We start from the raw sequence: 12,914 nt of genomic DNA, 5'->3' as shown, positions 1-12,914 counted from the left end.
GACAACCTAAAGTTCCTTTATTTCTCAATAATTGTAATCTTTTTGTAATCTTTCAGCATGACTTTGGACAATTTGTGTAAATGCATCCACTTGTTTTAGTGCAAACGAAGATTCATAGCCGATTAACCATGTATCTCGGGTTAACTCAAATTCTTCTTCATTGTTCAAAAGCGGCATTTTATTGACATCTTCATCACCGGTCAATGTAATTGACGGTAATATCGCATAACCAATCCCATTTAACGCCAGTTGCTTACAAGTCTCAATCTGATCGACTGTAATTTGACGCCCCGGATTTTGGTCGAAATGACGCTGCCACCAACGCTGAATTTCCATATGGTAATTCGAGTCACTCTTGAATTGAATAAATGGACGAGTCGTATCTTTCAATTCTTCGATTGACGTAATTTCACGGTCTACTAAATAGAGATGGTCTCGGAATAAATACGTTTTTTTACTCTTCCAATCTACCTGGCCCCGAACAATTCCAACATGAGCTTCTCCTTCATATAGTGCTTTGACAATTTCTGAACTCCATCCCGTTATCAGCGATATTTTGGCATCTGGATACATTTCAACATACTCTTTCAATACTTGAGGCAACCACGTCTGCCCTACGATGGATGCACATGCAATTTTCAATGTGCCGTGCACTTTGTCCGCCATCGATGCAATCATTTCAAACGTTTCTTCACGTTTTATAATCGCTTCACGTGCATAGCCGATGATCAATTCTCCCGCTGGCGTCGGCTCAAGACCTTTCTGCGAGCGGATGAACAATAACGTTCCCCATTCCTTTTCAATTGATTGTAGCCGCTGGGAAAGTGCCGGTTGCGATAAAAAAAGTCGCTCTGCAGCTTTTCGCATATTCCCTTCTTCCGCTAATGCTTTAATGATTTCAAGTTCTGTCGTTGTCATTCAAATACCCCTTTCCACGTGGAATTTTTAATATAAAGAGCAAGCTGATAACAGCAAAAATGGCTACAGTAATATACACCCATTGCAACGAGCCATCGAGCGCATTTTGTAACAGCTGTACTTTTGTTGCAGGTATCGTTTTTCTCATTTCATCCGTCAGAAGTAAATTGACATCATCTAAACTATAATTCAAATCATCCTTTTTGAACCGGGCCATTAACATGCCATTTAAAATCGCGCCAAATAATGCCGCCCCTACCGTATTCCCGAAATTCCGCATGAACATATTGGCAGCCGTCGCTGATCCTCGCTTCTCTCTTGGAACCGCCCCTTGGATTGTGACGGTGAACGATGTACTTGTCAGTCCCATGCCAACGCCCACAAAAAAGCTTGCCATCGCAGCCCACCAAGGTCCTGACCCAGCGTCCATCATGACAAATAAGGTTGTTCCAAATATGAGTGATACCCCACCTGCAAAAGATACATGAAACGTACCGTAGCGGATTAACAAATGACCTGCAACAGAGGATGCAATCGGCCATCCGATAGACATTGCCGTCAGGGTGAATCCAGCAATTATCGCCGGCTGTTCCATAACACCTGTAACGAATGTCGGCAAATAAGAGGAAACTCCAATCAATATGACCCCTGTCGTTAACGAAACAAGATTCGCATACAATATAACCGGGGTTTTCCACAATGCAAATGGCATTACTGGATCTATTGCTTGTCGTTCGACCCTAACAAATAACGCTAACGACCCGAGTCCTACAATAACGAGGGTGATACTGTAAAACGACAAGCGACCGAATGCCTGCCCACCCTCAACAAGCCAGTATAAAATAGTGGATAACGATAACGTAAGGAGGAGGGCACCTTTATAATCAATCGAAACCTTTTTCTCCCGCTTTGGTTCATGTAGAAACAGATAGATACCGACCATTGCAAGTATTCCAAGCGGCACATTCACCCAGAAAACAAACTTCCAATTCATATAGTGAACAATCAGCCCACCAATAACCGGACCTGATACAGCTGAAATTCCCCATACACTAGATAAATACCCTTGGACTTTCGCCCGTTCTTCCGTCGTATATATATCGCCTACAATTGTAGTTGCAATCGGCATTACGGCACCTGCACCAAGGCCTTGAAGTAACCTAAATACAATTAATTGCTCCATCGAAACTGCAAAACCACATAATATAGACCCAATAAGAAATATTGTCAATCCAATAAACAAAATTGGTTTTCGGCCAAATAAGTCCGCCAATTTCCCATAAATGAGTACAGTAACTGTACTCATCAGTAAATACGAAGAAAAAATCCAACTATATCTTGAAAAACCACCAAGGTCCGAAGCAATTGAGGGCATTGCTGTAGTCACAATCGTCGCTTCCACCGCACCGACAAACATTGCCAACATGACAGAAATGAGCACAAGTGGGCGATTCGTTATTTTATTATTTTTCACAGTCTAGATTCTCCTTTAAACAGAAAAGGGCCCCATTTAGGAGCCCACAATTTAACCAAAACAATTATTCAACCGAGTAAATATACCTTTTAAATTGTTTCATTATTACTCTTCGCGTTAATATGCCTGCAAATGTGCCGTCTTCTTCCGTCACACAAAGAAATGTATGGTCAATTAATAAATCGAGCCCTTTTTGGAATCGATCCGTCGTTTTTATGGATGGCAAATCAGTTTGCATAATTTCATCAACTTTTAAATCGTCAAGACGTTCATATTCAATACGTTCAAGTCCCAAAATAGAATCAGTAATCATCCCCATACTGAGCAACCCTTTTAAACGATATTTCGCATCAAGGACCGGTATAGCTGAATAACCTGTTTTTGTTAGTACAAGGAGGGCGTGCTCTGCATTATTTCCAACCTGAACATGCGCAACTTTTTCAGACGAAATGATAAAATCCGCTATCGGTGTGAAAAGAAAATCCCTATTGTTTATAGAAATCATGTAAATCTACTCCTTCTGTAGCTATGCTTTTCACCTTAAAACTACATATCTATCATATCATAAGAAGGACTTTCTATCCTTGAAAATGAAAAAGAAAACCCCTTCTGTTAAGAAGAGGCAGCGTAATAAAAAATGACAATTCCAATGAAAAATACAGCTACAAGGACAATCCAAATAATCGGATTCAATGTAAATGGATGCTCTTCAATCGGACCCGAAATTTGATCATCCTGTCCATCAACAACAACGGTCACCTTGTTCCATTTCTTTACGGCGATAAAGCTGATTATACAAATGACCAAAACAACGATAATAAATGGAACTGTCCATACATCCAAACTTATCTCTCCTTTTGAGAGTAGGATGTGCAAAACGACAATATTTATCCTTAAAACGGGGATTTGTTAAGCCATTGTCCGCCGTCGAGCGTCACAATTTCTCCATTCATGTAGGATGCCTTATCTGACATAATGAATGCCGCCAGTTCTGCAATCTCTTCCGGCTTCCCAAGACGACCCAAAGGAATCGATTCAAGTGTGCGCTTAGCTGCTTCATTAGACTCCCATAACTTTTCTGCGCCGCCTGTACGTTCAATCGGACCCGGCGCAATACCATTCACACGGATTCCATATTGACTTCCCCATTCAACTGCTAAAGTTCGAGTTAACGACATAACACCTGCTTTAGCTGCCGCGGAATGAATGACACCCGCACCTGCATCCCATGCATACGTTGCAAGCATATTCAATATCGATCCTTTTTGACCTTTCTCAATCCAGTACTTCCCAACAGCGCTCGAGCAATAAAATGTGCCATTTAGTACAATATCGATAACAGACTTCCAGCCGTTTGGTGATAAATCTTCTGCTTTAACGATGAAATTTCCAGCCGCATTATTTACTAATCCATCAATTCGGCCGAACTTTTCATCCGTGAAAGCGACTAACGCTGCAACTGATTCAACATTCCTCACATCCATCTGGAATGGATGTGCATGATCCCCAATTTCTTCTTGAGCCACATTTAACCTATCTATATCTCTACCCGTAATTACGACTTGTGCACCTTCATCGGCAAATTTCTTCGCCATGTATTTCCCCATCCCATTCGATCCACCTGTTACAATTATGACTTTTCCCTCAAACATAACAATTCCCCCTCTTATAATGAATGAATATTCACTCATAATTGTAACATGTTATCAAGTTCGTTACGAGAACAAAAGTAACCTCACAACGAAAAACGGACACCGAATTTTTTCAGTTGTCCGTTTATACGATTATTTCATAAATACTTTTCTACAATTTCCTCTACAGGAACTGCCTTGCTGTACAAAAAGCCTTGCGCCTTCTGGCATTTAGCTTCAAGAAGAATCATCGCTTGTAAATCCTTCTCTACACCTTCAGCAATTACTTCCATCCCAAGACTGTGAGCTAGATTAATAATTGTCTTCGCTATCGCTTTGTTTTTTACATCAAATTCAATATCTTTTATAAATGAACGGTCGATTTTTATGATGTCAATTGGATATTGCTTCAAATAACTAAGTGATGAATAACCCGTTCCAAAATCATCGACGGAGATGAAAATCCCGATTTTCTTTAGTTCATTTAATGTTGCTAAAGTTTCATCTATTATCGTCAATGCTCCCTCCGTAATTTCCACTTCAAGGGAAGACGGTAAGATGTCGTAGTAAGAAATCTTCTCTTTCAATTTATCGACAAAGTTTTCCATTCTAAATTGCTTTGGCGATATATTCACAGCTATCCTAACAGCTTTGAACTGCTTATCCTGCCACTCTTTCAGCTGTTTACATACTTGGTTTAATACCCAATCACCAATTCCATGTATAAGCCCTGAATCTTCAGCAATGGGGATGAATTGCGCCGGTGATACAAACCCAAATTTGCCATTATTCCATCTAAGAAGCGCTTCGAAACTACTAATATGCCCGGTTTTCAAATCGACTTGCGGTTGATAGTGAATCGTTAATTCATTTAACTCAATCGCCCTGCGTAAATGCGATTCCATCAGTGCTTCATCCGGGAAGGTAGAATTCATCGCTTCTTGATAAAAACGATAATGCGAGCGGCCACGATCTTTCACAAAGGTTAGTGCTTGTTCCGACTTCCTTAGTAGATTCTCAAGTGTTTTTCCATCTTCAGGATAAACAGCAATTCCGATGGATGCAGAAATGAAATACTCCTGATGATTATGATAAAATGGTTTTCCAAAATCATTCAATAACTGTTGTGCAAACTTCTCTGTCTTCAGCACAGAATGATTTTGCAATGAGACGATAAATTCATCGCTGCCATTACGATACAACCTGGCGGAAGCAGGACAGATTATTTTTATTCGTTCCGCAACCATTTTTAATATTTCGTCCGCACCATTATGGCCAAGTGATTCATTTATTAATTTGAATCGATCAAGTCCTAAATGAACGAAAGACAGTCTTGTTTCTCTTTGCAAGGCGTTTAGAGAATCCTCCGTAAAGTGTTCTTTCATCGCCTGACGATTCCACAAACCCGTCAAATGATCATGATAGCTCAGGAATAGAAGTTTTTCATTATTTTTCTGATGAATAGATGTATCCCGTACAATCAGTTGAACTTCTTCTACATCTCCATCAATTAAGACGGGAATTGCCTTAAAATACGCGGGTAATAAATATCCTTTTTTATGAAAAATAGTCGAATCTTCCATCTCAATTGATTCCCCCGCAAGTGCGCGGGACAGGAAGAGCTTAAATGCTTTTATATTATCCTCCCCGGAAAGATTCAAAATTGAACGGCCAGAGAGTTCTTTGAATCGATAACCGAACCCTAAATGAACGGCTCGATTCGCATAAATAATTTTAAAGTTTTGATCGATGGTTATGATTGGGTCAAGATTATGTTCAATGACGGAATTATATTTATGTTGTAACTCCAACTGCGACTTCCTTACAGTTACAGTATCTAGCCGTTCACGCAATTCAATGATGATAATTTCTCGTTCAAACTCTTCGGTATGACGTTGAAAATCCAATTCGAATAATACGCCTGCCCCACCTCGTATCGATTGGATTTCAGTTGTAAAATCAGATTGATTTTGTAATTTCCGCATCCTGCGCTTAATGGGGATCCATAAATCACCAAAAAAACAAGCAGCCGATTGTTCGATTTCAGTCGAAAAGTATTTTGTCGCCAATGAGTTAGCGTAAAGCACATCAAATTTACCTTGCTCATTTTTCTCAACAAATATGGTCATCTTAAAGGAGTGGTTCAAAATATATGATTCTACAATTTTTTCTAAACGGTCTTTAATCTTAACGTTTCTCATGTGTGCCTCCGTTTGTTATGCATTTATCCAAACTTTTATCGATTAATCCAGGTAAATATGCATCAATCGCCCGAGTACTTTATAGTTAATCATAAATAGATTGTACTTATATCGAAAAAGTATGTATCGAATAAATAAATATAATTATTATATCAGCATAATGCATCTTCGGAAGAATCAGTGTTTTCACTACCTTTTAGATCTGAAGTTGTACAATTCTTTCATTCTTGGTATTATATGAAATATATGTAACCATTCAATCTGCCAATGAAGGAGGCCAATTTTGAAAAACAAGCATTCCATCCGTCAATTGGCAATTGCCATCTACACGGTAAATCGACATGCCAAAACAGCTCCTGACAATAGACAACTTTACGCCTTAAAAAAGATGGCGATAGACAAGTTGCTTAGTTCGGGCATTGCCGAAAAAATCGGATTGCATTTTGTCGACAATCCAAAATTCAGCAAGCAACACTCCACGGTCCTCGTCCGATGTGACGAATTCCTCTTTCATACAATCCCAGAAAAAGAAGACTTTAATACTCTTCCACACCTCGGACAACAAGATCCAGCTTCTCGCAACCCTCAAGAACGGATGAGCTTGAAAACAGCGCGCGAGCTTCTCTCTAAATATGTTGGGCCCACCCACCCGATAATACCCGAGAAGAAAAAAACACTACCAAAAAAGTCTATTCATAGCATTCAGGATTCACAAAATTTCCGTTCATCTTATTTGGATGGTAAATAAGAAAAGCGCTGGAGTCTAGACAATAAGAAAGTCGCTCGAGTACCGCTGCTCTTGGTGAAAAACGTATACTTTCTTATTTTTAAAAAACGGGCTATTCCTGCTGGCTACCAGCGGGAATAGCCCGTTTTTTCTTCTATTACTTAATTTGCTCCGCGATTACTTTTTCAAAATCAACGAGAAGGATCATTCCGTTATCACGCTTGATAACTCCCGAAACAGGTACTTTATTTCCCGTATACATATCGGAAGCAGGTTCAATATCCGTAAAATTGATACGCTGGATTTGGGTAACAGCCGTCACATCTAAGACCACTGTTGTCCCGTCGAATTCAGCGACGATATATTTGGATTCATCACTATTATTATTAGTTGCATTTCCTGTTACTTTCTTCAAATCGATGACAGGAAGTACTTCTCCTCGTAATTGTATGATTCCCTCAATATACGGGTGTGAATGCGGTAATACAGTAACCGGAACGGGTTGAATAATTTCACGTACATGCTGAATGCCAAGTCCAAAATTACTATTTCCTACTTGAAACTCTACAAATTCAAAGACTTCATATGTTACTACATCCGATTTGATTGTATTCACCTACTCAGCTCCTACATGTTAATAATAGTATATAGATATCCCATTGAATCCACTTCGGCTCCCCTTCGTAAGGTACCTTCGCTCTGTTTACTTAGTATTCACCTGGTCAACATATATTGCACTTAATTAATATAATTGAACACTTACTTCTATTTTCGGCTTATTTCTATAATTATTTAGCTTTATTAATAACTTTTATATAGGACTTGTGTCCCTTGGTCGCTAAATCCTTTTTCAACAAGTTTCTTATACATTTCACTTGCAAGTTGTAGACCTGGAAGTGATAGATTCATCGCTTCAGCTTCTGCCAGCGCGATGTTTATATCTTTCATGAAATGCTTAACATAAAATCCAGGTTCAAAATCCCCGTCTAACATTCGCGGTGCCAAATTCGACAATGACCATGAGCCTGCCGCACCTGTCGATATAGACTTCAGCACAGTTTCAGGATCCAACCCTGCTTTTTCAGCATAGACCAGCGCTTCGCAAACCCCAATCATATTCGTCGCGATGGCAATTTGATTGCACATTTTTGCATGCTGCCCGGAGCCTGCCAGACCCTGATAAACAATTTGTTTTCCAAAAACCGCTAAAATCGGTGTAATGGCATTGAATACTTCTTCTTCCCCGCCACACATAATTGACAACGTCCCATTCTTCGCGCCAATGTCTCCCCCAGAAACGGGAGCGTCAATTGTCGCCATCTGCAACTTAGCACCAGCATTCGCAATACGTATCGCCAGTGCTGGGCTAGAAGTCGTCATATCAATGAGAATCTGACCTGCCTTACCAGTTGAGAAAATACCACCATCTCCAAAGTAAACTTCTTCGACATCCCCCGGATAACCTAGCATCGTGAAAACTAATTCCGCATCCTTCACCGCTGCAGCAACTGTATCCATCCAAACAGCACCTGCATCTATTAGAGACCTTGCCTTTTCTTTTGTGCGTGTATATATGGCCACTTCATAATTACTGTCTAAAAGATGGTTAACGACGCTTACACCCATAACACCTGTCCCAAGAAATGCGATCTTTTTGACTTCCATTTCAATTCCCCCTTTATCAAATGCACATCGGCGTACTTAAATTGCCTTCATCCGGCAGGGCTTAGCCCCAGTTGAATGAGGTTGAAAATCGTATTATCTTTTATCCTACCAAAGTATTTGTATTTTTCCATCATTCATTTCTATTTTTGATCAAAAAAAGGAGGACGGAACCCTGTGATAGGGATCCGCCCTCAAAAGGGGGAAATGAGAATGTTGCTGTGTTCTATCTTAATTTCCCCTCTTTTCTTGATTATTAAACATTGTTCGCAAAATATTTTCCTTGTTTTTTTGAGCAATTCTATAAGTGGCTTCCTTCTTCAAAGATAGTAATAGGAGCAATACCCTATTACTTCGTTATCAGCCTTTTTTTAGCCCTGCGTATTGATCCATGAGATTATCAAGCCTTCTGCTGAATTCTATCGTTTCAGCAGCAGTCAGTCCTTTTTCAGTCGCTGCTTTCATCATCTCTTCGCGTAATAATTCAATTTCTTCTTCTAAAGTCCACTCCAAGATAATCCCTCCATGGATTAACACATAGCTAACTTTTATTATACAGGAATACTCTCATAATAAGTGGTTTAACTTACGACATATTCCGACAACTTCAAATGGTCAGCAATAGAAAAGACTTTACGTTATACTAATTTTAAGGCACACTATAAAAGATTCAATAAACTAAGTTCTATATCTGTTGTAATAAAGAATCCCATTGAATTGGCTACGGCAACAGGCTATCGCTTGTAAGGCGCCTTCACTCAGTTTATATAGGTATTCATTTATTCAACTTATATATAATGAAACATTACGGCGTCTCAGACGTCAAATTTAACCAAGGAGGGGTTTACGATGAAAAGCAGATGGAGTCTTTTATACGCAGCAATCGCGACCACTTTATTACTTACCGCTTGTGGTACAAGTACCGACAAGGAACCAGAAAGCACAAATGGATCAGCGGATGTGGTTGAAAACGTAGACAAAGGTACAGTCACTGAAGGCAAGGAACCGGATACAGAAGTTGATGAAGTTGATGAAGTTCAAGAGGACATTATGAAAGATGCAGAACTGGTGGAAAGCGATGAACAAAGTTACGCTATTTCTGTACTACCTGACTATTCATTATTAAGTGAAGAACCTGGTAAGGACAGCCTCATTTCAGCAGACAATGAAGCAGTGTTTATGCGCATCGAGACGGTAGTTAAGGAAGACGGTACATATGACTACTTAGCCGAAAACATGATTGCTGTACTTGAAGCATCAGGGGACGGTAGCGCGCCAATTGAAGTACTAGATGAGAAGTCAATCCCTACAGCTGAAGGCATTGAAAACGCAAAAGTTCTGGCTATAAAAGCTGAAACTGCATCTATTACGGGAATTCTATTCGAACGTGACAATATGGTGGTTAAACTTACAATCTACGATTCTCCAAAAGAAGAATATTTCGAGCAATTTCTTCGTATGGCTGAAACAATCGTTCCTAAATAATGGACGACCATCAAGAGTCAAATGGATAACCATCCATTTGACTCTTTTTAATTGCAACAAAAGCGTTCGAGTCTCAGCGGGGGATATATCACCTTTCAAAAGCAATGTATATATATGTTGAACAAATGAATACGTCGTATGCGCTTACAAGGGCTTTTGGGAAGTCACTGAAACAGTCCCGATACTTAGCACTTATTAGAATTCCTGCCAATACCGCTTCGACGCTTTGTGGATGGTCTATGTGAGAAAGAGCATTTCATTAGCGGTGATGAAATTCTTAACCTAGAGTGCGGATTTCTTGACTATAATTATATATGTTGAATCCGGTATATATACTGAGCGAAGGCGCCTTAACAGGGGTCGCCGAAGCCATAAGACTGGCGGCGAAGCTGCTTGGCTTATGGCGGGAGGCATCCCCTAGCGCCGTAGCGGTTCAATGGATTTCATTTATATAGTATAAACTAGTAATCACCTTACAATCTCGCCATATATATCTAAAATCACATTTCTCTCGATAATGAATAACCTAGCGCAGGCGCGGCAAACGGGTCGCCGAAGCTGTAAGACTGGATGCGAAGCGCTAATCTAGGCTTACGGTGAGAGGCATCCCCAAAGCGCCAAGCGATCTACAATCCACAACCTGAATAACAGCTCTTGCATTATTGAGCGTCACAGTAAATTCAATGGGATTCTTTAATTCAACATGCATAGGTAAAGAATTATATATATTCCTATGTACTAAAAAAACGCAGCACCCGTTAGACGAGTTACTGCGTTTCACGATAAGTTCTTTACCGAAAGACCTAATTTCCGCACTAATTCAATTGCCTGGTCTTGTTCTTCAGTGGAAAGGGAGGACATGATAGATTCGATATTATTCGCATGCTCCGGGAAGATAGATGTCATTAAATTGACGCCGTCCTGAGTAATCGACATATATGTCACCCGCTTATCTTCTTCACAAAAGACGCGTTCCAATAACCCTCTTTTTTCAAGCTTATCGACAACGTAAGTCATCGAACCACTTCGAAGTAAGATTTTCTGCCCAATCTTCTGGATGGGCTGTCTCCCCCTGTGGTGAAGCAATTCAAGAACGGCGAATTCAGTTGGATTAAGTCCATGCTTTTCACTCGTTTTATGCGCTTCCTCCAAAATCACCTTACTCGCCCTTGAAAGAACAATAAATAATTTCAGTGCCCGTTCTGTATCTTTTGTCATAATGCAGTGCCCCTTCTATAATTACGCTCAATAGTCGCCCTCATTATAACGGCAAACACGTCTTCATGTCAAAAAACCAAGAAGACGTTTCGTACCTTTACTTACAGAGAGAGCACTCTTTTTTCAGCTGTATCTTTCATCGTGGCATGCCCCAATGCCGATGGAAATGTTACGATGAAGGTTGTTCCAATGCCGACTTCACTCTCAACTATAACCGTTCCACCATGTTCTTCTATGTTTTTCAAAACAAATGGTAATCCGAGTCCCGACCCGTCTGACTTGGTGGTGAAGAATGGCAAAAAGACTTGCTTTAATTGACGTTTATCCATTCCTTTACCGGTATCTGAAACCCCCAAAATAACTTTTCCAGGGCTGTCCAAATTTACAAAAATTGAAAGATTCCCTCCAGGAGTCATTGCTTCCATTGCATTTTTGAACAGATTGAGAAGAACTTGTTTAATTTTATCAGAATCACCGACAATCAATGAATCTTTAAGTATATTTTCTTTTTGTGTAATAGTGATTCCATCCATCAAGGCTTTCGGATAGACAACCTGAATCATATCCGCAACTAGCACACCCAAGGAGAATGTCGTTTTTTCATTCAATCCAGGCTTTGATAGGATAAGCATTTCGCTTAATATAGCCTCCATCCTATCGATTTCTTCATCAATAACGGAAAGGTATTTCATCGTATCCGCAGTTGCGGAAATCTTAAGTAATTGGACAAACCCTTTCAAAGTAGTCATGGGATTTCTAATTTCATGCGCTATACTTGCTGCCAGTTCACCAATCGTCGATAATGAGTTTGAATGGGCCAAACGCTTTTCCATGGCCATTTCTTCTGTTCGATCATTCATTCTTACCAAGTACGTTTGTGACTCGCTATCGTATAGTGTTGTTATCTGATAGTAATTAACATCATTCACATTTCTTATATACTTGGTTGTTATTTCAGCAAATCCATACAGATTTACGTCTTTAAAATAATTAAATATTAACTCGGAGTTGTCCGGAAACAATTTAACGATTGCTCCCACTGTTTTACCAATAAAATAGTCTTTCGGCAAGTTAAAAAAGGAAGTATGCAAATCATTGACATCGTAGATTATCCCATCACGATCAATAACAACCATGAAGCTATCTGAATTACGAAAAGCGTGTATATAGGTTTTATCCGACTTGTCCACAATACTTTGTGGAACATCAAATAGTGCAATCACCTGTTGAACATCATCAAAATACTCAAGATGCATCTTAACAATTTCTACTCTATTTCCAACCAGCCGAATATGCACTTCGAACGTTTTATTCTCAGTTTCCCCAAGATTACTAAAGACATTGTCCCAATGATTAACAGTCGGATTAATGAAAAATTCTTTAATATTTTCTTCTCCATCATTGACAAATTCTTCGCAAAACGAATTATTTACATGTAAAAGACTGCCGTCAAGATCAAAAACGGCACCGGGTCTGATTGTATCATCCAGTAGAAAAGTGATATGCTTCATTACCTTTATATTTTTATATTTCAAGTGTATTCCTCCACATCCCATTTTTAAACAATATGAAAAATAACACTGATTCATGCAGAAAGA

Annotated in this window: 13 protein-coding genes; 2 read left to right on the top strand and 11 right to left on the bottom strand. The window is 39.6% G+C overall.

All coding sequences use genetic code 11. The features are described from left to right. Nucleotides 1–24: 24 nt before the first annotated feature. From MKZ26_RS20325 to MKZ26_RS20300, 6 genes are all read right to left on the bottom strand, one after another. Nucleotides 25–918: a LysR family transcriptional regulator gene (locus MKZ26_RS20325; RefSeq protein ID WP_067211655.1), complete on the bottom strand. Its 894-nt coding sequence runs from the start codon at nucleotides 916–918 to the stop codon at nucleotides 25–27. Next, nucleotides 899–2,344, bottom strand: coding sequence for an MDR family MFS transporter (locus tag MKZ26_RS20320; protein WP_340767701.1), 1,446 nt, complete (start codon nucleotides 2,342–2,344; stop codon nucleotides 899–901). The genes MKZ26_RS20325 and MKZ26_RS20320 overlap by 20 nt, the downstream gene beginning before the upstream one ends. Nucleotides 2,345–2,456: 112 nt before the next feature. Continuing rightward, entirely contained in the window at nucleotides 2,457–2,897 is a 441-nt protein-coding gene (gene cbpB / locus MKZ26_RS20315) for a cyclic-di-AMP-binding protein CbpB (protein ID WP_187045481.1), read from the bottom strand. Nucleotides 2,898–3,004: 107 nt separating this feature from the next. Continuing rightward, nucleotides 3,005–3,235, bottom strand: coding sequence for a hypothetical protein (locus MKZ26_RS20310; protein WP_067211663.1), 231 nt, complete (start codon nucleotides 3,233–3,235; stop codon nucleotides 3,005–3,007). A 50-nt stretch (nucleotides 3,236–3,285) separates the two neighbouring features. Next, on the bottom strand, nucleotides 3,286–4,044 hold the full coding sequence (gene fadH, locus MKZ26_RS20305) for a 2,4-dienoyl-CoA reductase (protein ID WP_067211665.1): 759 nt from the start codon (nucleotides 4,042–4,044) through the stop codon (nucleotides 3,286–3,288). Nucleotides 4,045–4,181: 137 nt separating this feature from the next. Beyond that, nucleotides 4,182–6,224: a putative bifunctional diguanylate cyclase/phosphodiesterase gene (locus MKZ26_RS20300; protein WP_340767369.1), complete on the bottom strand. Its 2,043-nt coding sequence runs from the start codon at nucleotides 6,222–6,224 to the stop codon at nucleotides 4,182–4,184. A 283-nt stretch (nucleotides 6,225–6,507) separates the two neighbouring features. Here MKZ26_RS20300 and MKZ26_RS20295 point away from each other — a divergent pair, with 283 nt between their 5' ends. Beyond that, nucleotides 6,508–6,972 (top strand): YkyB family protein, encoded by a 465-nt coding sequence (locus MKZ26_RS20295; protein WP_082786653.1) that lies wholly within the window; start codon nucleotides 6,508–6,510, stop codon nucleotides 6,970–6,972. A gap of 136 nt (nucleotides 6,973–7,108) precedes the next feature. Here the strand turns inward: MKZ26_RS20295 and MKZ26_RS20290 are convergent, their stop codons facing one another. From MKZ26_RS20290 to MKZ26_RS20280, 3 genes are all read right to left on the bottom strand, one after another. Continuing rightward, the gene (locus tag MKZ26_RS20290) at nucleotides 7,109–7,567 is read right to left on the bottom strand and encodes a chemotaxis protein CheW (protein ID WP_067211674.1); all 459 of its coding nucleotides are present in this window, start codon (nucleotides 7,565–7,567) and stop codon (nucleotides 7,109–7,111) included. Between the two features lie 185 nt (nucleotides 7,568–7,752). Further along, nucleotides 7,753–8,616, bottom strand: a complete 864-nt coding sequence (locus tag MKZ26_RS20285; RefSeq protein ID WP_340767368.1) for an NAD(P)-dependent oxidoreductase — start codon at nucleotides 8,614–8,616, stop codon at nucleotides 7,753–7,755. Between the two features lie 357 nt (nucleotides 8,617–8,973). Beyond that, on the bottom strand, nucleotides 8,974–9,126 hold the full coding sequence (locus MKZ26_RS20280; RefSeq protein ID WP_082786654.1) for an aspartyl-phosphate phosphatase Spo0E family protein: 153 nt from the start codon (nucleotides 9,124–9,126) through the stop codon (nucleotides 8,974–8,976). A 336-nt stretch (nucleotides 9,127–9,462) separates the two neighbouring features. Between MKZ26_RS20280 and MKZ26_RS20275 the strand changes: the two genes are divergently transcribed. Beyond that, on the top strand, nucleotides 9,463–10,098 hold the full coding sequence (locus MKZ26_RS20275) for a hypothetical protein (protein ID WP_338655701.1): 636 nt from the start codon (nucleotides 9,463–9,465) through the stop codon (nucleotides 10,096–10,098). Between the two features lie 777 nt (nucleotides 10,099–10,875). Here MKZ26_RS20275 and MKZ26_RS20270 read toward each other — a convergent pair. After that, the gene (locus tag MKZ26_RS20270) at nucleotides 10,876–11,319 is read right to left on the bottom strand and encodes a MarR family winged helix-turn-helix transcriptional regulator (RefSeq protein WP_067211682.1); all 444 of its coding nucleotides are present in this window, start codon (nucleotides 11,317–11,319) and stop codon (nucleotides 10,876–10,878) included. A 98-nt stretch (nucleotides 11,320–11,417) separates the two neighbouring features. Beyond that, nucleotides 11,418–12,851, bottom strand: coding sequence for an ATP-binding protein (locus MKZ26_RS20265; protein ID WP_340767367.1), 1,434 nt, complete (start codon nucleotides 12,849–12,851; stop codon nucleotides 11,418–11,420). Between the last annotated feature and the right edge of the window lie 63 nt (nucleotides 12,852–12,914).

This window comes from Sporosarcina sp. FSL K6-6792 (assembly GCF_038004885.1).
GTDB lineage: Bacteria > Bacillota > Bacilli > Bacillales_A > Planococcaceae > Sporosarcina > Sporosarcina psychrophila.
This window is presented reverse-complemented; position numbering and strand designations above follow the sequence as displayed.

Coding starts and splice junctions, on each gene's coding strand:
- MKZ26_RS20300 (WP_340767369.1), bottom strand. CDS start 6,224: ATGAGAAACGTTAAGATTAAAGACCGTTTAGAAAAAATTGTAGAATCA.
- MKZ26_RS20320 (WP_340767701.1), bottom strand. CDS start 2,344: ATGTTGGCAATGTTTGTCGGTGCGGTGGAAGCGACGATTGTGACTACA.
- MKZ26_RS20325 (WP_067211655.1), bottom strand. CDS start 918: ATGACAACGACAGAACTTGAAATCATTAAAGCATTAGCGGAAGAAGGG.
- MKZ26_RS20275 (WP_338655701.1), top strand. CDS start 9,463: ATGAAAAGCAGATGGAGTCTTTTATACGCAGCAATCGCGACCACTTTA.
- cbpB (WP_187045481.1), bottom strand. CDS start 2,897: ATGATTTCTATAAACAATAGGGATTTTCTTTTCACACCGATAGCGGAT.
- MKZ26_RS20285 (WP_340767368.1), bottom strand. CDS start 8,616: ATGGAAGTCAAAAAGATCGCATTTCTTGGGACAGGTGTTATGGGTGTA.
- fadH (WP_067211665.1), bottom strand. CDS start 4,044: ATGTTTGAGGGAAAAGTCATAATTGTAACAGGTGGATCGAATGGGATG.